At 73.6% G+C, this 21,718-nt stretch carries 19 protein-coding genes and 1 pseudogene; 7 read left to right on the top strand and 13 right to left on the bottom strand.

Going from position 1 to position 21,718, the window contains the following annotated elements; genetic code table 11:
• Positions 1-21: 21 nt before the first annotated feature.
• The 4 genes from ACIG47_RS26100 to ACIG47_RS26085 all read right to left on the bottom strand — a co-directional run bounded on the left by ACIG47_RS26100 (position 22) and on the right by ACIG47_RS26085 (position 4,590).
• Entirely contained in the window at positions 22-1,308 is a 1,287-nt protein-coding gene (locus tag ACIG47_RS26100) for a hypothetical protein (RefSeq protein ID WP_397433979.1), read from the bottom strand.
• Positions 1,309-1,427: 119 nt separating this feature from the next.
• A complete protein-coding gene (locus ACIG47_RS26095) occupies positions 1,428-2,315 on the bottom strand; it encodes a carbohydrate ABC transporter permease (protein ID WP_397433978.1) in 888 nt (295 codons plus the stop codon).
• On the bottom strand, positions 2,315-3,253 hold the full coding sequence (locus ACIG47_RS26090; RefSeq protein ID WP_397433977.1) for a carbohydrate ABC transporter permease: 939 nt from the start codon (positions 3,251-3,253) through the stop codon (positions 2,315-2,317). The genes ACIG47_RS26095 and ACIG47_RS26090 overlap by 1 nt, the downstream gene beginning before the upstream one ends.
• A complete protein-coding gene (locus ACIG47_RS26085) occupies positions 3,250-4,590 on the bottom strand; it encodes an ABC transporter substrate-binding protein (protein ID WP_397433976.1) in 1,341 nt (446 codons plus the stop codon). Before ACIG47_RS26085 ends, ACIG47_RS26090 begins: the two co-directional genes overlap by 4 nt.
• Before the next feature lie 17 nt (positions 4,591-4,607).
• Between ACIG47_RS26085 and ACIG47_RS26080 the strand changes: the two are divergent.
• Positions 4,608-6,128: pseudogene (locus tag ACIG47_RS26080) on the top strand (family 43 glycosylhydrolase); the annotation flags it as partial.
• Positions 6,129-6,188: 60 nt separating this feature from the next.
• On the opposite strand, the gene ACIG47_RS26075 reads toward ACIG47_RS26080, so the two are convergent.
• Positions 6,189-7,199 (bottom strand): LacI family DNA-binding transcriptional regulator, encoded by a 1,011-nt coding sequence (locus ACIG47_RS26075; protein WP_397433975.1) that lies wholly within the window; start codon positions 7,197-7,199, stop codon positions 6,189-6,191.
• Positions 7,200-7,404: 205 nt separating this feature from the next.
• Here ACIG47_RS26075 and ACIG47_RS26070 point away from each other — a divergent pair, with 205 nt between their 5' ends.
• From ACIG47_RS26070 to ACIG47_RS26055, 4 genes are read left to right on the top strand one after another with little or no spacing between them, the layout of a single operon-like run.
• Positions 7,405-8,433 carry a LacI family DNA-binding transcriptional regulator gene (locus ACIG47_RS26070; RefSeq protein WP_397433974.1) on the top strand — a complete coding sequence of 343 codons (1,029 nt, stop codon included), beginning with the start codon at positions 7,405-7,407 and terminating at the stop codon, positions 8,431-8,433.
• On the top strand, positions 8,430-9,434 hold the full coding sequence (locus ACIG47_RS26065; RefSeq protein WP_397433973.1) for a ribokinase: 1,005 nt from the start codon (positions 8,430-8,432) through the stop codon (positions 9,432-9,434). The genes ACIG47_RS26070 and ACIG47_RS26065 overlap by 4 nt, the downstream gene beginning before the upstream one ends.
• Positions 9,431-9,889 carry an RpiB/LacA/LacB family sugar-phosphate isomerase gene (locus tag ACIG47_RS26060; protein WP_397433971.1) on the top strand — a complete coding sequence of 153 codons (459 nt, stop codon included), beginning with the start codon at positions 9,431-9,433 and terminating at the stop codon, positions 9,887-9,889. The genes ACIG47_RS26065 and ACIG47_RS26060 overlap by 4 nt, the downstream gene beginning before the upstream one ends.
• Before the next feature lie 46 nt (positions 9,890-9,935).
• On the top strand, positions 9,936-11,261 hold the full coding sequence (locus tag ACIG47_RS26055; protein WP_397433969.1) for an MFS transporter: 1,326 nt from the start codon (positions 9,936-9,938) through the stop codon (positions 11,259-11,261).
• 162 nt (positions 11,262-11,423) lie between these two features.
• Here the strand turns inward: ACIG47_RS26055 and ACIG47_RS26050 are convergent, their stop codons facing one another.
• Complete coding sequence (locus ACIG47_RS26050) at positions 11,424-12,257, bottom strand: helix-turn-helix domain-containing protein (RefSeq protein ID WP_397433968.1); 834 nt, start codon at positions 12,255-12,257, stop codon at positions 11,424-11,426.
• 101 nt (positions 12,258-12,358) lie between these two features.
• Between ACIG47_RS26050 and ACIG47_RS26045 the strand changes: the two genes are divergently transcribed.
• A complete protein-coding gene (locus ACIG47_RS26045; protein WP_397433967.1) occupies positions 12,359-13,393 on the top strand; it encodes an NAD-dependent epimerase/dehydratase family protein in 1,035 nt (344 codons plus the stop codon).
• Between the two features lie 36 nt (positions 13,394-13,429).
• Here the strand turns inward: ACIG47_RS26045 and ACIG47_RS26040 are convergent, their stop codons facing one another.
• The 3 genes from ACIG47_RS26040 to ACIG47_RS26030 form a co-directional block, all read right to left on the bottom strand.
• Positions 13,430-14,380, bottom strand: coding sequence for an NADP-dependent oxidoreductase (locus ACIG47_RS26040; protein WP_397433966.1), 951 nt, complete (start codon positions 14,378-14,380; stop codon positions 13,430-13,432).
• Between the two features lie 115 nt (positions 14,381-14,495).
• A complete protein-coding gene (locus tag ACIG47_RS26035) occupies positions 14,496-15,128 on the bottom strand; it encodes a TetR/AcrR family transcriptional regulator (RefSeq protein WP_397433965.1) in 633 nt (210 codons plus the stop codon).
• Positions 15,121-15,582: a nuclear transport factor 2 family protein gene (locus ACIG47_RS26030; RefSeq protein ID WP_397433964.1), complete on the bottom strand. Its 462-nt coding sequence runs from the start codon at positions 15,580-15,582 to the stop codon at positions 15,121-15,123. The genes ACIG47_RS26035 and ACIG47_RS26030 overlap by 8 nt, the downstream gene beginning before the upstream one ends.
• A 378-nt stretch (positions 15,583-15,960) precedes the next feature.
• Here ACIG47_RS26030 and ACIG47_RS26025 point away from each other — a divergent pair, with 378 nt between their 5' ends.
• Positions 15,961-17,433 (top strand): non-reducing end alpha-L-arabinofuranosidase family hydrolase, encoded by a 1,473-nt coding sequence (locus ACIG47_RS26025; RefSeq protein ID WP_397433963.1) that lies wholly within the window; start codon positions 15,961-15,963, stop codon positions 17,431-17,433.
• 61 nt (positions 17,434-17,494) lie between these two features.
• On the opposite strand, the gene ACIG47_RS26020 is transcribed toward ACIG47_RS26025, so the two are convergent.
• The 4 genes from ACIG47_RS26020 to ACIG47_RS26005 are packed head-to-tail and all read right to left on the bottom strand — an operon-like array spanning position 17,495 to position 21,713.
• Positions 17,495-18,454, bottom strand: a complete 960-nt coding sequence (locus ACIG47_RS26020) for a 3-hydroxyacyl-CoA dehydrogenase family protein (RefSeq protein WP_397433962.1) — start codon at positions 18,452-18,454, stop codon at positions 17,495-17,497.
• A gap of 44 nt (positions 18,455-18,498) precedes the next feature.
• Entirely contained in the window at positions 18,499-18,990 is a 492-nt protein-coding gene (locus ACIG47_RS26015; RefSeq protein ID WP_397410204.1) for a ribose-5-phosphate isomerase, read from the bottom strand.
• Positions 18,990-20,741: a dihydroxyacetone kinase family protein gene (locus ACIG47_RS26010; protein ID WP_397433961.1), complete on the bottom strand. Its 1,752-nt coding sequence runs from the start codon at positions 20,739-20,741 to the stop codon at positions 18,990-18,992. Before ACIG47_RS26010 ends, ACIG47_RS26015 begins: the two co-directional genes overlap by 1 nt.
• A 42-nt stretch (positions 20,742-20,783) precedes the next feature.
• Positions 20,784-21,713: a sugar phosphate isomerase/epimerase family protein gene (locus ACIG47_RS26005; RefSeq protein ID WP_397433960.1), complete on the bottom strand. Its 930-nt coding sequence runs from the start codon at positions 21,711-21,713 to the stop codon at positions 20,784-20,786.
• Positions 21,714-21,718: the final 5 nt, after the last annotated feature.

The raw sequence follows: 21,718 nt of genomic DNA, 5'->3' as shown, positions 1-21,718 counted from the left end.
CCGGCCGCGGCCGCGGCGGCGTCAGCCACCGGGACCCGTGCGCCGCAAGGTCACCGGCAGCGCGGCCGGACGGCGGAAGCGGAAGTCAGGGGCCCAGCGGATCTCGTCGACGCCGGTCGCCAGCACGGGCTCGACCTGGCGCAGCAGCGTCTCGACGGCGGTCCGCACGATCAGCCGCGCCTGCCGCGGCGCGGGGCACCGGTGCGCGCCCGCACCCCAGGCCAGGTGGGCGCGGTTGCCCAGCCCGTCCCACGCGTCGCCCCGGATCCTCGGGTCCGACGCCGCGGCGCCGACCGCCAGGAGGACGGCGTCACCGCGCTCGACGTAGGTGACGTCGTCGAACAGGTGCCCCTCCTTCACGGCGAACCGCGGTGCGAGCACCGTGACGGGGGACGCGTGCCACAGCACCTCGTCCAGCGCCTCGTCCGTGCCGAGCCGGCCGCCGGACAGGCGGCGCAGGAACCCCTCGTCGGCGAGGGCGAGCAGCAGGGCCTGACCCAGCCACGCCTGCAGGCCCAGGCTCGCGCCGGTCATCACCGACAGCATGCCGGCCACCGCCTCGTCGGTGCCCTCGTACGCGGGATGGCGGGCGAGCAGGCCGGCCGGCGTCAGGCCGCCGCCCGTGTCGCGGCTCATCACCTGCCCGCCGAGCAGGAAGCTCAGCTCGTCGAGGGTCGCGGCGTCCTGCACCCCCGCGGCGAGGGCGTCGGCGATCTCGAACACCTGCCGGCCCGTCCGGGGGTCCAGCCCGAGGACCGCGCCGAACGCGAGATGGGCCACGGGGGCCACGTAGTCGCGCATCAGGTCGGCCTGCTCGCGGCCGTCCAGCCGGCCGGCCACCTCCTGGCACACCTCGCGCGTGACCCCGCCGACGTCGGTCGCGTCGAGGGCCGCCAGCGCCTCGTCGAGCGGTTCCCGCAGCCGCGCGTGCGCCGGACCGGAGGCCGTGTCGACCCGACGGCCCGGCCCGGTGGTGAACCACGGCCGCACGGGGGCGGGCAGCGGCACGCGGGGCGTGCCGTTCCAGGCACCCGGCTCGGTCGTGACCATGCCGGACTCCCGGGCCAGCATGACGATGGTCTGGTACCCGCTCACCAGCCAGGCCCGGGTGCCCGCCCCGAGGTCGACGGGCGCGGCCTCGCCCCACTCCTGGCGCAGGCCGGACCAGGCGGCGTCGATGTCATGCGCCGACAGCACGTCGGTGAGGGCCGGGACGTCCACGGGATCGTGCAGCCGCATCGGCGACCGGCCGGGACGTGACCCGGCCAGCACCGAGCCGGGGTCGCTCGTTGCCGCAGTCGGATTCATCGTCTTCTCTTCCAGCAGGGGCGAGGGCGAGACTCGGGACGGCACGACGATAGCGACAAATGCCGCGTATGTGTGCTTTTTCACCACGTCTTCTTCGCAATCGCCCTACCGGGGGGCGTTCACCCCTTGAGGCCGCCCGCGAGCAGGTCCGCCCGCCAGAACCGCTGGAGCAGCAGCACCATGACGATCAGCGGCACCACCGAGACCGCCGACCCGGTGATGACCAGCGGGTAGAGGTCGGAGTCCCCCGCGCCACGGGACAGGAACGTGTACAGGCCGAGGGTGATCGGGTACAGCCGCTGGTCGGACAGCATGATGAACGGCAGCAGGAAGTTGTTCCAGATGCCCACGAACTGCAGCAGGAACACCGTGACCAGCCCCTGGGCCATCATCGGCAGCACGATCGTGGTGAACACCCGCACCTCGCCCGCGCCGTCGAGCCGCGCGGCCTCCAGTGTCTCGGTGGGCACCGCCGCCTGGGCGAACACCCGGCACAGGAAGATCCCGAACGGGTTGATGACCGATGGCAGCAGCACCGACCACATCGTCCCGGCCAGGCCGAGCTGCGCGAGCAGCAGGTACTGCGGGATCGCCAGCACGATGCCCGGCACGAGGACGCCCGCGAGGATCGCGGCGAACAGCGTCTCGCTCCCTCGGAACCGGAACTTGGCCAACGCATAGCCGGCCATCGCCGAGACGACGGTCGAGGCGACCGCGCCGACGCCCGCGTACACAAGGCTGTTCGCACCCCACTGCCAGAACACGCCGCCGCCGTAGGTGGCCAGGTCCACGAGGTTGTCGGCGAGGCCGGAGCCGGGCAGGAACGAGAAGCTGGTGAACAGCTCGCGCGGCGACTTGGACGCGGCGATCACCACCCACGCCACGGGCACCAGGCAGTAGACGGCACCGGCGAGCAGCACCAGGGTGGCCGCGGGCGAGAAGCCTGGTCGACGGCGGGACGTGGTAACCGGCGCCGTCGGGCGGCGCGTGGCGGTGAGGGTCGTCATCAGGCGTCTCCGAACGCTCGGCGCTGGAAGAAGCGCAGGATGATCAGCGAGAGGGCGAGGGTGCCGACGGCGAGCAGGACCGACGCCGCCGCCGCACCACCCAGGTTGTCGTTGCCGAAGGCCTCCTGGTAGATCGCCATCAGCGGCACCCAGGTGGACGAGATCGTGGTGGCCAGCGGCCGCAGGGTCGCGGGCTCGCTGTAGAGCTGCACCGTCCCGATGACGGAGAACAGCCCGGTCAGCACCAGCGCCGGGGTGACGAGCGGGATCTTGATCCGCCACGCGATGGCCCACTCGCCCGCGCCGTCGATGCGCGCGGCCTCGTAGATCTCCTGCGGGATCGAGCGCAGCGAGGTGTAGATGATGATCATGTTGAACCCGACGCCCGACCACAGCGCGATGTTCGCGATCGCGAAGTACAGCGTCGGGTAGCCGAAGAAGTCCAGGCTGCCGCCGCCCAGCTCCCGGGCGACGTAGCTGACGGGGCTGGTGCTGGGCAGGTAGAGGAACCCCCACAGCAGGCTCGCGATCACACCGGGTACGGCGTAGGGCAGGAAGATCGCCGTCCGGGCGAAGCTCGTCAGCCGGGCCCGCGGGGTGTCGAGCAGCACCGCGAAGAGTAGCGCCAGCCCGAGCACCGTCGGGATCGCGATCGCACCGTAGACCAGCGAACGGCCGAAGCCGGCCAGCAGCTCGGGGTCGGTGACGGCCGCGACGTAGTTGTCCAGGCCGACGAACCCCTCGGTCCGGCGCCCGAAGGCGCCGGACCCCTCGATGCGCAGGCCCCGGAAGCTCAGGTACAGCGCGTAGCCGATCGGGACGAGCAGGAAGCAGACGAAGAGCACGACCGCGGGGGACGCGAACAGCCACGGGACGAGTTCCCGGGACCGGCGGCCACGGCGACCGGCCGGCCGGCGGGCGGAGGCGACGGCCGTCATGGCTGCCCGACGGTGTACCCGGACTCCTCGAGGTCGTTCACCACGGCCTCCTGGGTCGAGGTGTACACGTCGCGGAAGGAGGTGCCGTCCAGGGCAGCCTTGTTGAGCGCGTCGCCGAAGGCGTTGGTCGCGACGTTGACGTTGGGCCCCCACACCACGGGGATCGTCGTGTCGTCGATGACCTGGTCGGCGATCTGGTAGAAGTCCTCCTGCTGCGGCATGAGGCGCGGCGGGTCGTTCGAGAGCGTCGCCTCGCGGCCCGCGTTGCCGCCCGGGTACAGGTCGAGCGTGAGCAGCAGCTCCGAGCCCTCGTCGGAGGCCCCGAGCCAGGCGGCGAACTTCGCGGCCTCCTCGGCGTGCTCCGACTTCTCGGGCACGAGGTACGTGGACCCACCCAGGAACGGCACCGAGGCGTCGCCGGGCGTCCACTGCGGCAGCGGGATCGAGGCCCACTTGCCCGCGGTGTCCGGGGCGACCGAGTAGATGACGCTCGGCGCCCATGCGGCGGCCGCCCAGCTCAGGATCTTGCCGTCGTTGACCTTGGCGTTCCACTCCGGGGTGAGCAACGGCTCGACGGACAGCAGGTCCCGTTCGACCAGGTCCTGCCAGAAGTCGGCGGTCTCCAGCGAGGCGTCGTCGTCGATCCCGACCGACCAGGTCTCGCCGTCGGTGTCCCACCACCGGGCGCCGGCCTGGGCGGCCTGGGCCGCGAAGAACTCGAGCTGCGTCGCGGAGAAGCTCGCCAGGTACACCTCGGGGTCGGCTGCGTGGATCTTCTCCGCCGCCTCGGCGTAATCGGCCCAGGTGGTCGGCGGCTGCACGCCGTACTTCTCGAACAGGTCGGTGCGGTAGGTGAGCATCATCGGCCCGATGTCCTGCGGCACGCCGTAGACCTGGTCGCCCAGCGTGCTCAGCGCCCAGATGTTGTCGGCCACGGCGTCCCGGTTCGGCGCCACGTCCTGCGTGATGTCGCGGACCACGCCCGCGGTCACCAGGGACGGCAGCGCGCGGTACTCGACCTGGACGATGTCGGGCACCTCGTCGGCGCGGTCGGCCGCCAGCAGCTTCGAGGACGTCTCGGGGGTGCCACCCACCTCGGAGAGCTTGATCGTCACGCCGGGGTTCTCGGCCTCGTACTGCTCGACGATCGCCTGGGCGGCGGGGTCGGCCTCCTTCAGGGACCAGGTCCAGAACTCCAGGGTGACCGGGCCGTCGGCCCCCGCCTCCGCGGAGCCGCCCCCCGCGCACCCCGCCAGGGCGAGGCTCGTGGCGGCGACCACGGCGCCGACGCCGCGCAGGCGCCGCACGCGGCCGGATCCGGTGCTGTGCGTGTTCATGACACATCTCCCTCGATGTGGGTCAGGCCGGGCCCGGCGTCTTGGCTGCGGGCCCGGGTAGGAAGTGCCCCTATGCTGATGGCAACGTTGCCATTTCGTCAAGAGCGCGTCGCCGCGCGAAGGAGAGCACAGTGCGCCCCGTCCTCAACCCCGTGCTGCCCGGCTGCCACCCCGATCCCTCGGTGTGCCGGGTGGGCGAGGAGTACTACCTGGTCACCTCGTCGTTCGCCTATCACCCCGGGATCCCGGTGCACAGCAGCCGCGACCTGGTCACCTGGGAGCTTGCCGGGCACGTGCTCGACGGGGCGAGCAGCCTCCCGCTGGAGGGCAGCACCGTGTCCGACGGTGTCTGGGCGCCGACCATCCGGCACCACGACGGGCTGTTCTACGTGGTGTTCACGGTCGCCCGTGACCGGCGCGGCGCGGCCACATACGTGACGACGGCGACGGACGCCGCGGGACCGTGGACGCCCCCGACCCGCCTGGACGCCGACGGCATCGACCCGTCGCTGTTCTTCGACCGCGACGGCCGGGCCTGGTTCACGGCGGCCCGCGACGCGACCGCGCCGGATGCCACCGGACCGGGCGAGATCTGGCTGCGCGAGCTCGACCTGGCCACGCTCACGCTGACCGGACCGACGCACGTCCTGTGGCACGGCGCTCTGACCGGTCAGTGGGTCGAGGCCCCGCACCTGTACGAGCGCGACGGCCGCTACCACCTCGTCGCCGCGGAGGGCGGCACCGAACGCAACCACGCGGTCACCGCCGCGACCGCCACCTCGGTGACCGGTCCGTACCGCACCGACCCGCGCAGCCCGCTGCTCACCCACCGCCACCTCGGCTCCGGCGAGCCGGTGCAGAACGTCGGGCACGCCGACATCGTCGAGGCCCCGGACGGCTCGGCGTGGGCACTCGTGCTCGGCGTCCGCCCCGTGCACGGGCACCACACCCTGGGTCGCGAGGTACTGCTCGTCCCCGTCGAGTGGGACCGGCACGGCCCGGTCTTCGCGCCCGGCGTGGGGCGGGTGCAGGGGGTGACGCCCGGCGGGCCGGTCACCACGGGCCCTGCCGACTGGGTCTCGCTGCGCGGCCCGGTCGACGCGGCCGTCTCGCCCGGCACCGTCACACTGCGCCCGCGGCCCGCACCGCTGGCGGGCCGGGGTGTGCCTGCGTTCCTCGCACGCCGCCAGGACATGCACCGCTTCGTGCTGACCGCGACGGTGAGCACCGCCGACGTCGCCGGGCACGACGCCGGCGTGGTCGCCTTCCAGGACGAGGGCACACACCTCGCCGCGCGCGTCCACCGCACCGCCGGCGGCTGGGGCGCACGCGTCACGGGACGGGTGGGCGGGGCGGAGGTGGTCCGGCCCGAGGTCCCCGTGACGGGTGACGTGGTGCTCCGGATCCGCTCGGAGGGCGAGTCCTACGCGTTCACCGCCGGGACCGCCGGCGGCGAGGTACACCTGGCGACCTTCCCGCACACGGCACTGAGCACCGAGACCGCGGGCGGCTTCGTCGGCGTGCTCCTCGGCCTGGTCGCCGAGGGGCCGTCAGGCGCCGCGCCCCTGACCTTCCGCGACGTCGGCTACGGTGCGCCGTCAGACGGCGCGGGTGCTGTCGCGCACGACGAGCGTCGGGGGCAGCAGGTGGTGACGAGCTTCTCCCCCGCCGATGAGACCCAGCAGCACCTCGATGGACAGCCGGCCCAGGGTCACGAAGTCCTGCCGGACCGTGGTCAGGGCGGGCACGAGGTAGTCGGAGCCGGCCATGTCGTCGAAACCCACGAGTGACACGTCGCCGGGCACCGAGCGGCCACGGGCGGCCAGCGCCGACAGCACACCCAGCGCCATCTGGTCGTTGCCGGCGAAGATCGCGGTGGGCAGCGTGCCGGCGTCGGCCAGCCCGGCCGCGAGCGTGTGCCCGCTGCGGGCGCTGAAGTCGCCGTGCAGCAGTCGTGGTGCGGTGATCCCGGCACGGTGCAGCTCGTCACGCCAGCCGTCCACGCGCGCCCGGGCGTCGAAGGTCTCCAGGCGGCCGCTGAGGTGCACCACGTCACGGTGACCCAGGTCGAGCAGGTGCCGGGTGGCCAGGCGCGCGCCCTCCTCCTGGTCCAGCTCGACCGACCCGATCGCGGGGTTGCCGACGTTGCCGGACATCACGACCGAGATCGGCACCCGCGCGACCGTCCGGTCGAGCGCCTCCAGCGCGACCGGACGGTCGGCGATCACGGCGACACCGGCGGCGCCCTGGCCCACCAGGCGGCCCAGGCACTGCTCGAGCTGTTCGTGGGTGCCGCCCTGCCAGCTCGCCAGGCTCACCCAGTGGCCGGCGTCCTTGGCGGCCTGCTCGATGCCCAGGAGCATGCGGGGCAGCTCGAACAGCTCGGAGCCCGCGAGCACGACGCCGAGCATCGTGGAGCGGCCGCTCTTGAGCATGCGCGCGCTGTCGTTGCGGCGGTAGCCGAGCTCCTCGATGGCGCGCAGCACCCGCTCCCGGGTCGCCGGGCGCACCGTCGGCTCGTCGTTGACCACCCGGCTCACCGTGATGTGCGCGACGCCGGCCGCGCGCGCGACGTCGACCATCGTCGGCGGCCGCCTGCCCTGCCCCATGCCACACCCCGTCCTCTCCGGCCCGGCACCCCGGAGACCCGCACGGGCCGCGCCGACGATGCTGTCGTCCAGGGATCCTAGCGACCCGCCCGGCAGGCCGGTCGCCGGCCCGCCGCGACGGCGCGGTACTTGCGTCCGGACCGGCCGCCGTGGCACATTGGCGGACAGAACCTCATGGAAACGTTTCCACGGAAGGCGGGGCAGAGTGGCCACGATCAAGGACGTCGCAGCACTGGCCGGTGTGTCCCTCGGCACCGCGTCACGCGTGCTGAGCGGCAGCAGCCAGACGTCCCCCGACTCGCGGGCCCGCGTCACGGCCGCGGCGAAGCAGCTCAACTACATCGCCAACGGCCCGGCCCGGTCCCTGCGCCGCTCGCGCACCGACGTGCTCGGCCTCCTGGTGTCCGACATCCGCAACCCGTTCTTCTCCGAGCTCGCCCACGCGGCCGAGCGCGAGGCACAGCGCCGCGGCTACACCGTGCTGCTCGCCAACGCGGACGAGGACGCCGAGCAGGAGGCCGCGTACCTGCGCACCTTCGCCTCGCAGCGGATCGACGGCCTGCTCATCGCCCCGCAGGGGTCGGACGTGACCCGGCTGCGCTCGCTGCGCGACTCAGGCCTCCCGCTGGTGTTCGTGGACCGGTCCGTCGAGGGGCTGGAGGTGCCCACCGTCGCCACCGACAACGAGGACGGCGTCCGCCGTGCCCTGACCTGGTTGCACGAGCGCGGCCACCGGGAGGTCGCGTTCGTGGGTGGCCCGCCGGAGATCTCGACCGGCCGCGAGCGGCGCGCCGCCTTCCTTCGCGTGCGCGACGAGCTCGGGCTGTCCGCCGATCCGCGGCTGATCGCGCACGGCGACTTCCGTGCCGAGAGCGGCGTGGAGGCGATGCGGGCGGTCCTGTCCTCCAACGCCAGGCCGACGGCAGTGCTCAGCGCCGACGGCCTGATGACGTTAGGGGTCGCCCGCGCGCTGCGCGAGGATGCGGCGTCGGGGCTCGGCGCCGTGGAGATCGTGTCGTTCGACGACCTGGACTGGTTCTCGCTCGTGAGCCCGCCCATCTCCGCGGTGCGCAACGACGCGACCGCCATCGGCCGGCTCGGCGTCGAGGCGCTCGTCGACGTCATCGAGGGCCGGCCGGGGGCCTCGCACCAGGTCGCGACGTCGTTCGTGGACCGGTCCGGCGGCGACCGGCGAGGCCAGGACGACGTGCCCGACGCCGGGGCCGACGCGTGACGGCGCGGGTCACCGTGGTCGGCAGCGTCAACGCCGACACGTCGCTACGCCTGGGAGCCCTGCCGCGCCCCGGCGAGACGGTGCTCGCGCGGGAGGCGTCCGCCTCGCTCGGCGGCAAGGGCGCCAACCAGGCCGTCGCCGCCGCCCGTGCGGGAGCGCGGGTGCGCATGGTCGGAGCGGTGGGTGCGGCCGACGGCGACCCCCTCGCCGCCGCCCTCGCCGCCGAGGGCATCGACACCGACCTGCTCACCCGGTCGGACCTGCCGAGCGGCCGGGCCCTGGTGCTGCTGGACGACGCGGGCGAGAACTCGATCATCGTCGTCCCCGGTGCGAACGCCGCGCTCGACGACGACGCCGTCCGCCGGGCCTGCGCGCAGCTCGTCCCCGGTGACGTGCTGGTGCTCCAGCACGAGGTTCCGGCGGCGACCTCCCGGGCCGCGGCCGCAGCGGCGTCGGCTCGGGGGGCGACGGTGATCTGGAATGCCGCGCCCGCGCCGGCCCGCGCCGCGGACCTCGTCGAGCACGTCGACCTGCTCGTCGTGAACGAGCACGAGCTGGAGGCGGTGGCCCGCCTGCTCGGCCTGGGGCCGTCGGGCCCGGAGGGCGACGTCGCCGCGGTGGCCGCCCGGCTCGGCACCGACGTCGTCTGCACGCTGGGCGCGGCCGGCGCCCTCGTGTACCGGTCGGGCGCGCTCGTCCGGGTCCCCGCACCCGCCGTGACCGCGGTGGACACGACGGCCGCGGGTGACACGTTCGTCGGCTACCTCGCGGCGTCGTGGCACCTTCCCGCCGCCGACGCCGTGCGGCGCGCCGTCGTCGCCGGCGCCCTCGCCGTCACCCGCCCGGGTGCAACGCCCTCGATCCCGGCACTCGCGGAGGTCGAGCCCCGGCTCGCCACCGCGAGCAGCAAGACCGTCCCGGCGGGCCCCCGTCCGGCCGCCGCCGGCCCGACCCCCGGCGGCCCGGTCGCCGCCGGCCGCACAGGAAGGAACCACCCATGAGAGTCGCCCTCGGAGCCGACCACGCCGGCTTCCCGTTCAAGGACCTGGTCCGCGAGTCGATCGAGGCCCTCGGGCACACGGTCGTCGACTGCGGCACCGACAGCACCGACCCGGTCGACTTCCCCGACATCACGCAGGCCACGTGCGCCCCCGTGCTGGCCGGCGAGGCCGACCGCGCCATCCTCGTGTGCGGCACGGGAGCAGGGGCCATCATGGCCGCCAACAAGATCCCGGGCATCCGCTGCGGACTGGCCAACGAGCCCTACTCCGCCCACCAGGCCGTCGAGCACGACGACGCGAACGCCGTCGCCCTGGGCGCGTGGCTCGCACCCCGCGCCTTCGTGCCCGAGATCGTCCGGGAGTTCCTCGCCGCGACCTTCGACGACGACGCCGACACCCGGCGCCGCGTCGCGAAGCTCAATGCCCTGGACGACCTCGCACCCGTCCGCGACTGACCGCCCCGCCGAGCTCCACCACCGATCCACGATCAAAGGAGATCCCATGCCCACCACGACACCAGCGCGGCGCTCGCCGCTCGGGTCGAAGGACCGCGTCAAGACCGCGGTCGCGGCCGCCGTCGGCACCAGCGTCGAGAACTACGACTTCGTCGCGTTCGGCACCGCCTCGGCGCTGTACTTCGGTGCCGTGTTCTTCCCTGAGAGCGACCCCCTGACCGGCACCCTGCTGGCGTTCGCGACCCTCGCCGTCGGCTTTGTGATGCGCCCGCTCGGCGGCGCCGTGGGCGGCTACCTGGCCGACCGGTTCGGCCGCAAGCCCGTCCTGGTGGGCGCCATGATCGTCATGGGCGGTGCCACCGTGCTGATCGGCGTGCTGCCGACCTACGCGCAGATCGGCGCGACCGCACCGGTCCTGCTGGTGGTCATCCGGATGATCCAGGGCCTCGCGTTCGGTGCCGAGTGGGGCGGCGCCATCACGATGGCGTACGAGCACGCGCCCTGGCACCGCCGCGGCATGTTCGCCGCGATCCCCCAGTCGGGCAACCCGCTCGGCATCGCCCTGGCCAGCGGCATGTTCGCGCTCAGCGCGTCCCTCCCGGGCGACTGGAAGTGGCGCACGCCGTTCCTGCTCAGCGCGGTGCTCGTCGTCGTCGCGCTGTTCGTGCGCTCGCGCCTGTCCGAGTCGCCGGAGTTCCAGGAGGCCGTGGCCACGGGCAAGACCGAGAAGAACCCGTTCCTGGCCACCCTTCGCGACGACTGGCGAGGCATCCTGCGGGTGATCGCGCTGCGTGTCGTCGAGTCGTTCGCGTACTACTCGACGGCGACGTACCTGCTCAACTACATCTCCGAGCGGAACCCGGACCTTCGCCCGACCGCGCTGGGTGCGATCACCGCGGCGAGCATCACGGCGGTCGTGGTCACGTTCCTCGCGGGCTCGCTCACCGACCGGGTCGGGCGCCGCCCGGTCTACATCGCCGGGTGCGTGGCAGCCATGCTCTTCGCGTTCCCGATGTACCTCATGGCCAACACGGGCAGCCCCGTGCTGGTCGTGGCCGTGTTCGTGATCGGCATCGGTCTCATCCACGCCGCGCTCACCGGGACGCAGGGCGCGCTCCTGACCGAGCAGTTCCGCACCGCGACCCGCACGTCGGGCGCGTCCCTCGGCTACCAGCTCGCCGCGGCCCTGGGCGGGTTCGCGCCGCTGATCGCCGCGGCGCTGGTCGGCGCGTTCGGCTGGCCCGGCGCGTCGGTGCTGTACCTGGGCGCTGCCGTCGTGGGCCTGGTCGGGATCCTGGTCACCCGGGAGACCTGGCCCCGCGCGGAGCGCGAGCGCGTTGCCGCACTCGTCGAGGCGGAACGCCGGCGCTGAGCCCGGCACGTACGGCCGGACCGCGCCCCTTGGGCGCGTTCCGGCCGCAGCGGTCCTCGGCGCTGACCGGGCCCGGAGGGATCAGCCGTCCCCGAACGTGAGCAGCACCTTCGAGGACGACGCATGCGGCACGTACGCGGCGTACGGGGCCGTCCCAGCCTGTTAACCCCGCCGCGGCGCCATCTCCTGCAGGCCGAGCGCGGACAGGAGCTCGAGCTTGCTCCTGGCCTCCGCATCACGCGGCGTGTCCACCACCAGGCGCAGGTCCGTGCCCTGCGTGGTCAGCACGTTGGACTCGACCGCGATGTCGCCCACGTCCGGATGCACCACGATCTTGCGCGCCCCCTGGTGGTCGCCCACCGCCCGGAGCTCCCACAGCGCACGGAACCGCTCGCCCCGGTTCAGCCGCACGACCAGGGCCCGGACGTCGGGGTCCTTCGGGTACCGGCTCGTGGTGGCGCGGAGGTCGGCCACCAGCGACCTCTCGAACGCGTCGCGCTCGGCAGCGGTGAACCGCAGCCGGTTCTCGTGGTCCTCGAACTGGAAGAGCAGGGCGTTGCGCTCCTCGTCGGCGAGCCGGGAGGGATCCCCGAACGTCGCCGCGAACAGGGCGTTCCAGTGCAGGAGCTGCCAGCTCGCGTCGCACACCGCCACGGGGCTGGCGGCGAGCTGCTCCACGATCCGGTGCACACTGCCGGGCACGAGCCGCGGCACCCGGTCCGGGTCGGCGGCGTGGCCCGCGAGGCGCAGCAGGTGGGCCTGCTCCTCGTCCGTGAGCTGGAGCGCACGGGCCAGCGCGGCGCACACCTGGGCCGACGGCGTCGTCGCCCGGCCCTGCTCCAGCCGCACCACGTACTCGGCCGAGATGCCGGCGAGCTGCGCGAGCTCGCCGCGGCGCAACCCGGCCACCCGCCGCGGGGAGTGGTGCGGCAGGCCCACCGCGCCGGGCGTGAGGCGGTCCCGCCAGGTCCGCAGGGCGACACCGAGCTCTTCCATGCCACCATCTTCCGGCACCGGGGCCGACAGGTCGTGGTACCGGTTGTACCAGGAAGAGCCGTGGCTCCCTGAGCCGCGCCCGCCCGCCGAGGATCGGTCCCATGGACATCTTCCTCACCGGCGGCAGCGGATTCGTCGGGCAGCACATGATCACCCGCCTCGTCGCCGACGGGCACACCGTGCGGGCACTGGCCCGCAGCCCCGAGTCGGCGCGGCGCGTGGAGCAGGCCGGGGCCACGGCCGTGCTCGGCGACCTGGCCGACCTGCACGGCCCGGACCCTGCCGGGCATCCGGCGAGCACGCGACCGGGGCCCGCCTGGCTGGGCGCCCTGGACGGGTGCGACGCCGTGGTCCACGCGGCGGCCCGCATGGCCTTCTGGGGGCCGGACGCCGGGTTCGAGCGGGACAACCACCGGCCCACGGTCGCCCTGTTCACCGCGGCGGCCGCCGCCGGGGTGGGTCGGTTCGTGCTCGTCAGCGCCGCCGCCGTCTCGACCGACCGGAACCGCGGGCCCGCCGTCGTCTCCGAGACGACGCCGACGGGACGGCCCCTCATCGCCTACGGCCGGGTCAAGCTCGCGACCGAGCGCGCCCTGGCCGACCTGAGCACCCCGGGCACGACCCTGGTCGTCCTGCGCCCGCCGCTCATCTGGGGCCCGGGCATGACGACGCTGGCCGAGGCCGCGCGGGCGGCCGCCGCCGGGCAGTTCGCCTGGATCGACGGCGGACGGCACGTCATCGACTTCGTCCACGTGACGAACCTCGCGGCGGCCACCTCGGCCGCGCTGACCCGAGGCCGGGACCGCGGCGTCTACTACGTGACCGACGGTTCGCCGATGCCGATCCGGGACCTGTTCACGCCCCTGTTCGGGGCGTCGGGCGCCGACGTCAGCCGCGCCCGCAGCGTGCCGTCCGCCGTCGCCGTACCGGTCGCCGCGCTCCTGGACGGAGTGTGGCGGCTGCTGCGCCGCCCCACCCCGCCGCCGCTCGACCGGTGGCTGGTCGCGGTCATGGGCCGCGACCGCAGCTACGACATCTCGCGGGCCCGGGCGGAGCTGGGCTACCGGCCGGGCGTCACGGTCGCCGCGGGGCTGGCCGAGCTGCGCGGGAGCGGGTCGACCGCCGGCGTCGCGTGACCGGCGCCCACCAGGTCGCACCCCGCCCTCCGGAGCTCAGAACCGGAGCACGATCCGGCCGCGCACACCGCCCTGTTCCATGCGCCGATGGACCCCCGCCGCCTCCGCGGCGGGGACCTCGTCGGCGACCCGCAAGGTGATCCCGCCGCTCTCGGCCAGCTCGCGGAGGTGCCGCAGCTTCGGCGCGGGACCGGCGACGTCGTCGACCACGACGCCGGCGAGCCGGACCCTGCGCCGGCGCGCGGTGGCGGCCTGCACCGGGTCGCCGAACCCGAAGACGGACACGACGGCGCCGCCGTGCCGCACGATCGCGGCCGCGTCGAGCGTGGGCATCGCCGCGAGCACGACGGCGTCCACCTCGCCGACGGCCGCCCGGACCGCCTCCGCCACGTCCGGCCCACGAGGCACGACCACGTGCACCCCGAGGCTCTCGACCAGCTCGCGGTCGGTGGCTGCGGCGTCCGCCACCACGCGGTGCCCCGCGGCCACCGCGAGCTGCACGACGTACCCGCCGACCGCACCCGCGGCGCCGATCACCGCCACGGTGCCCGGCTCCCGCAGGCCCGCCGCCTCCAGTGCCCCGTAGGCGGTCAGTCCGTTCATCGGCAGGGTGGCCGCCTGCGCGATCGAGGCGCCGTGCGGTGCGTGCACCACGCGATCCATGTGCGCGACGGTGAGGTCGCCGTAGGCCCCACCGCGCGGGTCGATCGGCCACACGTGCGCCGTCACCGCCTCGCCCACGCGGAAGCGTCCCGCCGCCCCGGCCCCGACGGCGTCCACGACGCCCGCCGCCTCCATCCCCGGCACCCAGGGGGCCGCATGGCGCAGCTGGTGCACGGCACCGCGCCGCATCAGGAGGTCGCCGTTGTTGACGGTCGCCGCCGCGACGCGGACACGCACCTCGTGGTCACCCACCTCGGGTTCGGGGTGGTCGATCTCGTGCAGGACGTCGGGTCCGCCGAACGTCGTCATACCGATGGCTCTCATACCGAAGTTCCTCGTTCAGGTCTGGGCGCACGGGATCCCACCACGACCAGGGCAGGGCGTGGTGCGGTCCGTCGCGCGTGCTGGTGCTGGTACCCGGGCGCGTGCTGCGCGGGTGCTAGGAGTCGGAGCCGTGCAGGTACGGCGCCTCGCCGGCGAGCGGCGTGTACCCGGGCGCACGCATCCCGTCGAGCAGGAGGGTGATGATGCGGCGCCAGCCGTCGGGCCCCGCGTCGACGCCGAGGCAGTGGTCGGTGTCCAGGCCGGCTCGCGATCCGATCATGACGTCCTGCCAGGTCACGTCCGCGCGAAGAGCTCCGGCGGCGTGGGCCCGTTCGGTGAGCCGGATGACCGCGTCCTGCAGCGCCGTGGTCCGCTGCGCGATCTCCGGCGTGGGCACCGTGTCGCACGCAGCCGTCACCTCCGCCACACCCCGGCTGTCCCGGTGCGCGCCGGCCAGGTCCATGACGAACCGGCTCAGGCCCTGCCACGGGTCCTCGATCGCGAGGCACTCCTGCGCGCTGTCGAGCATCTCGTCGTAGAGGCCGACCACCACCGCGTCCAGGAGTGACTCCTTGGTGCCGAACCGGCGGTAGAGCGTGCCCACCCCGACTCCGGCGGCCGTGGCGATGTCCAGTGCCGAGACGTCGAGGCCGCGGGAGGCGATGGCCTCCCGGGCCGCGACGATCAGCTGGCGCCGGTTGCGCCGCGCGTCGGCGCGGACATCCGTGGTGACGTCCAGGTCAGGCATCCGGGTCCCAGTTCTCCAGTGCGTCCATCCGCAGGCGCGTCAGCAGCACCGAGTCGATCAGCCACCGGCCGTCGACCCTGCGGTACGTCTCACGGTACTGCCCGTAGCCGTTGTGCCCCTCGGGGGCCTCGGGCCCCACGGGGAACGTCAGCAGGTCCTCCATCGCCCAGATGCCCGAGGCCGAGTCCTCGCCCAGGATCTCGATCTCCGGCATGTGCCCGTGGTGCACCGACGGCGCGTCGCCCGTCAGGTCCCGGATGGTGTCCGCGAACTCGCGCGGCGAACCCCAGGTGATGCCGTCGGTCACCAGCGTGGCGTCCGGCGTGAACAGCGCCGCCAGCTCGTCGTGCTTCTTCTCGTCCACGAAGCGGAAGTAGCGGGCCTTCAGCTTCTTGATCTCCTCGACCGCCTCCAGCGCATCCAGACGCCGGGTCAGCTCAGCCAGGTCACTCATGTCGATCTCCTCGCGTGCGGGGCGCCGCATCGGCACCCTCGATACGGACGACGTTCGTCCGTTTGACCTTCCTGCCAACCGGACGATGCTCGTCCGCATTCCCTGGAGCGCTTGTGAGCCGGCGCACACGCCCGGAACACGGCCGCGGCCCGACCGTCGCGCCATTGCCCGAGATGTCTTGTATGCCAGACGCGAGCCCGCTACTGTATCGGTACACCTATCGCTGCCAGGGCCCGTTCCGCGACAAGGATGTTAGCGCTCACACCATCCCCGGCAGACGGCTCCCATGAGCCGCGGCATCCACCACGCCGCCGGTAGGACACCACCCATGCCCGGGCGTGGTGCTGCGCCGCGCCCCGGCAGGAACAGGAGCGAAGGATGAGGAAGTCCATCGCACGTCTTGCACTGGGCCTGGCCGCGACGCTGGCGCTCGCCTCGGCGGCAGCGCTGCCCGCCGCCACCGAGGCACCGCCCGCCGCCGCGGCGGGCACCAACCTGCTCACCAACGGCGACCTGGAGAACGGCACCACCGGCTGGTCGGTCTTCGGCGCCGGCTCGCTGGCCTCCAGCACGAGCCCCGTCCACGGCGGCAGCCGCGCCCTGGCGCACACGGGGCGGACGGCGGCGTGGAACGGCCCCGCCCAGACCGTCACCTCGGCGCTGACCAACAACGCCACCTACACCGCGAGCGTCTGGGTGCGCGCCCACAGCGGCACGCCGACCGGCCGGGTCACGCTGGCGGTCACCGCCGGCGGCACCACGAGCTACGTCAACCTCGCCCAGGGGGCGCTGAGCTCGACCGGCTGGACGCAGCTCACCGGCAGCGCGGCGGTCTCGTGGTCCGGGACGCTGTCGTCCGCCACGTTCTACGTGGAGACCGCCGCGGGCACCGACGGCCTGTCCGTCGACGACGCCTCGCTCGTGAACAGCTCGACGTCGGCCTGCGAGCTGCCGTCCACCTACCGCTGGACGTCCACCGGACCGCTGGCCACCCCGAAGGCCGGCTGGGTCTCGCTCAAGGACTTCACCACGGCGCCGTACAACGGCCGGCACCTCGTCTACGCGACCACCCACGACACGGGCACGTCCTGGGGGTCGATGAACTTCAGCCTCTTCTCGAGCTGGTCGGACATGGCCGGCGCGACGCAGAACACGATGTCCTCCGGGACCGTCGCACCGACGCTCTTCTACTTCGCGCCGCGCAACGTCTGGGTGCTGGCCTACCAGTGGGGACCGGCCCCGTTCATGTACCGCACCTCCAGCGACCCCACGAACCCCAACGGCTGGTCCGCCGCGAGCCCGCTGTTCACCGGGTCGATCTCCGGCTCGGGCACCGGACCCATCGACCAGGCGCTCATCGGCGACGGCACGAACATGTACCTCTTCTTCGCGGGTGACAACGGGAAGATCTACCGGGCGAGCATGCCGATCGGGAACTTCCCGGGCAGCTTCGGCAGCTCCTACCAGACGATCATGAGCGACACCACGAACAACCTGTTCGAGGCCGTCCAGGTCTACAAGCTCCAGGGCCAGACCAAGTACCTCATGATCGTCGAGGCCATCGGGGCCAACGGGCGCTACTTCCGCTCGTTCACGGCCACCAGCCTCTCCGGGTCCTGGACGCCGCAGGCCGCGACCGAGGGCAACCCGTTCGCGGGCAAGGCCAACAGCGGCGCCACCTGGACCAACGACATCAGCCACGGTGAGCTCATCCGCACCAGCGCCGACCAGACCATGACCGTCGACGCCTGCAACCTGCAGCTCCTGTACCAGGGCCGCTCCCCCAGCTCGGACGGCGTCGACTACGGCCTCCTGCCGTACCGGCCGGGCCTGCTCACGCTCCAGCGCTAGCCCGCCGCGCGTGCCGGACACCGGGGGCGTCCCCGGCGTCCGGCACGCACGCGCCATGACGTCAGGCCGGCGCCGGGCCGAGGGCCCGCAGCAGACGGCCCATCTCGCCGTAGGCCTTGTTGCGGTAGGCGACCAGGGCCTTGACCTGCTCCGGCGTGTAGTCGCGCAGCAGGCCCTTGCCGTTCTTGACGCCCTTGCGGTCCCCGGCGACCGCCTCCTGGATGAGGGCCGGCGTCGACAGCCGCTCGCCGAAGTTCTCCTCGAACGTGCGGAACCCGCCCGCGTAGACGTCGAGCCCGGCCTGGTCGGCGATGGCGAACGGACCGAAGAAGCCGAGCCGGAAGCCGAACGTCGTCCGCACCACGGTGTCGATGTCCTCCGGGGACGCGATGCCCTCCTCCGCGATCGACATGGCCTCCTTGAGCAGCACGTACTGGAGGCGGTTCAGCACGAACCCCGGTACGTCGGCGACGAGCGCCCCCTGGCGGTCGGCCTTGGCCAGCAGCTCGCGCACCACCGGGACCACGCCCGGGTCCGTGTGCTCGCTGAGGACCAGCTCGACCCCGGGGATGAAGGGCGCGGGGTTGGAGAAGTGCACCGTGAGGAACCGTTCGGGGCCCGTCACCGCCGTGACCAGCACCCGCGCGGGGATGGTCGAGGTGTTGCTGCCGATGATCGTGTCGGGGCGCGTGGCGGCCGAGATGCGGCCCAGCACGTCGTGCTTGACCTCGACCGACTCGAACACCGCCTCCTCGACGAAGTCGACGTCCGCCACGGCCTCCTCGATGGAGGCGGCGGCGGTCAGGTTGGCGCGGATCGTGTCGGTGGCGCCGGCGTCGTACAGGCCGGCGTCCTCGAACTCGCGAGCCTCCTCGAGCAGCCGCGCGTACGCGGCCTGCGTCGCCTCGGCCGAGACGTCGGCGATGGTGACGGGGAGCCCGGCGAGCGCGAACGACTGCGCGATGCCCCCGCCCATGTACCCGGCGCCGACGACGGCGACCGGACTGATGCTCGTGACCATGATGTTTCTTCCTCTCGGACCGACTGAAACGTTTGCGGACAGGCTCAGGCGCAGGACACCGGGTCGTCCTGACCGGCGCCGTCCTCGATCTCGCCGATGGCGGCGACCTTGGGCGCCGAGGGCGACCCCGGGTCGAACCGGTAGCCGAGCCACTCGCGGGCGAGCCGGCGGGCCAGCTCGATGCCCACGACGCGCTGACCGAAGCAGAGCACCTGGGCGTCGTTGGACAGCACCGAGCGCTCCACGGAGAACGAGTCGTGCGCGGTGACGGCCCGCACGCCGGGCACCTTGTTGGCCGAGATGGCCACACCGAGCCCGGTGCCGCACACGAGCAGCGCCCGGTCGGCCTCGCCGGCGGCGACGAGCCGTCCGGCCGCCGCCCCGATCCGGGGGTAGACGGTGTGCTCGTCGTCGCCCACGCCGACGTCGACCACGGACGCCACACGCGGGTCCGCCTCCAGGTCCCGCTTGAGGATCTCCTTGTACTCGTACCCGGCGTCGTCCGAGCCGATCACGAGCCGCAGCTGCTCCACCATCACTCCACCTCCGTCGTCGTCGGCGCGGGGATGCCGGCCTCGGCACCCGCCTCGCCCAGCAGGAGGGCGAGCGAGGTCGCCCCCGGGTCCGGGACGCCGAGGCTCTTGTCCCCCAGCACCCGTGCGCGGCCCCGGCGGGCCGCGATGTTCTCGGTGGCGCGCGCACCCTCCTGCGCCGCCTCGACGGTGGCCCGCCACGCGTCGGCCGACGGCGTGCCCGCGGCCGCCGCCGCGGCGAGCGCCTCGGCGGCGGGGTGCAGCGCGTCGACGAGCGTCTTGTCGCCCACCCGGGCGCCGCCCACCTCCTGGATCTGGTCCCGCGCGGCGGTGACGCCGGCCGCGAGATGGTCGAGGGTGACCCGGGCGTCCGCGGGGAGCGCGTCGGCCAGGGCGAGCAGGCCCACGCCCCACAGCGCGCCCGACGTGCCGCCGGCCTTGTCGGCCCAGGCGTCGGCGGCGCGGCGCAGCACGGACGGGGCGTCTCCCCCGGCCCGCACGGCGGCGTCGGCGGCGAGGACGGCGGCGTCGATGCCGCGGCACATGCCCCGGCCGTGGTCGCCGTCGGCCGCGACGGCGTCGAGGTCGCCGAGCATCTGCTCGGCGTCGTGCAGGGCGACCTGCGCGCGGTGGAACAGGCTCGCGACGGTACCGGCGGCCGCGATGCCCTCGGGCGTGGTGGCGGCCACGAGCTCGGTCTCGGGCTCGCCGGGCAGGTGGTCGGGCAGCGGGTCGGGCAGGGCCGCCGGCGCGGGGCGCCAGCTGCCGTGGTGGAAGCCGGGAGCGTCGGCGGGCGCGAGCCAGAGGCGTTCGAGCTCGTCGTCCAGCCAGGTGACCGTGAGGGAGCAGCCGGCCATGTCGAGGCTGGTCACGTACTCGCCGACCAGCGGGGCGACGATGGTCACGCCGCGCTCGACGAGCAGGTCGTGCACCGTGTCCCAGAGCACGAACAGCTCCTCGTACTTGACGGTGCCGAGCCCGTTGAGCAGCACGGCGGCGCGGCCGTCTGCGTCGGCGGGACGCTCCGCGAGCACGCGGTCGACGAGCTCGGCGGCCAGCTCGGCCGCGCTCGGCAGGGCCTCCTCGCCGACGCCGGGCTCGCCGTGGATGCCCAGCCCCCACCCGGCGGTGCCCGGCTCCAGGCCGAACAGCGGGTGGTCGTGGCCGGGCAGGGTGCAGCCGTCGAAAGCGACGCCGAACGACTGCGTGCGGTCGTTGCCGTGGGAGGCGAGGCGGTTGACCTCGGCGAGGTCGGCGCCCTCCTCCGCGGCGGCGCCGGCCAGCTTGAACACGACGAGGTCGCCCGCGACGCCGCGTCGTTCATGGGCGCGGTCGGCCGGGGCGGAGGCGACGTCGTCGGTCACCAGGAGGATGGTGACGTCCGTGCCCTGGGCGCGCAGCCGGCTGGCCGCGGCGCCGAAGTTGAGCACGTCGCCCGCGTAGTTGCCGAACGTCACGAAGACGCCCGCGCCCGCGTCGGCGGCGCGGCACACGTCGAGCACCTGGCGGGTGGACGGCGAGGTGAAGATGTCGCCGCACACCGCGGCGTCGGCCAGGCCGTCGCCGACCAGCCCGGCGAACGCCGGGTAGTGGCCCGATCCCCCGCCGACGACGACGGCGACCTTGCCGGGGCGGGTGCCGTCCGCGCGGGCGATGCCGCCGGGCACCTGGCGGAGCCGGCCGGGGTGGGCCTTGACGAGGCCGCGCAGCGCCTCGGGGACGAAGTCTTCCGGTCTGTTGTGGACGTAGGTCATGTCTCCTGCACCTTTGCTCGGGGGACCTGGGGGTTCCGGGGGCTAGCGCCCGGCGCCGCGGAGCACCTCGCGGATGTACTCCCGGTTGATGGCGGCGACGCCGAGGCTGTCCGACCCGTAGTGCTCGCACACGAAGACGCCCTCGAAGCCCAGCTCCAGGGCCCGGCGGATCACCGCGCGATAGTTGACGACGCCCTGCACGAGCGGGGTCGGGTGGGTGGCGTAGGCGCCCGTGGCCGGGTCCTCGTCACGCGTGTAGTTCTTGATGTGCCAGAAGTTGGTCAGGGGCAGCACCTTCTCGAACATCGTGGGGATGTCCTCGATGGGCCGGTGCAGGCGCACCAGGTTGCCCAGGTCGGGGTTGAGGCCCACGTTGTCCCGGTCGACGTCCTGCGCGAACCGCACGGCGAGGTCCGGCGTGCCGATGTAGGTGTCCTCGTACATCTCGAGGCTGACCTGCACGCCCACCTCGCGGGCGTGGTCGGCGAGCTCCCGGATGCGGGCCACGGCCAGGGCGTAGGCGTCCTTGTCGTCGAGGTCGTCGTGGTGCCCCTCGGCCAGCCAGAACCAGAGGGCCTTCTCCTGGGCGGGGGTCAGGGCCTGCATGAAGCCGAAGTTGACCACCTCTGCGCCGAGCGCGGGCGCGCGGTCGATGATCGTGTGGCCGAAGCGCAGGTAGTCCTCGCCCCGCTCGGCGTCGATGACGCTGCGCCGGGTGGTGGACACCGACGGCACCGTCAGGCCCGTCTCCTTGAGCACGGTGAGCAGCTCGGCGAACCGGGCGTCGCTCAGCTCGCCGATCGACAGCCAGGCGTCGGTCGGGTCCACGTGCGCGAACCCCAGGTCGGCCACCTGCTGGAGCTGGGCCCGCCACGACTCGGCGGGCGCGTCGACGTTGGGGGTGCCGTCCGCCGCCGTCGACCCGAAAGAGAGCATGTTGGCCGCGATGGGCCAGTCCTCGGCTGTACGCATGGGTG

Origin of the sequence: Promicromonospora sp. NPDC052451 (assembly GCF_044547525.1) — a bacterium.
Classification (GTDB): domain Bacteria; phylum Actinomycetota; class Actinomycetes; order Actinomycetales; family Cellulomonadaceae; genus Promicromonospora.
This window is presented reverse-complemented; position numbering and strand designations above follow the sequence as displayed.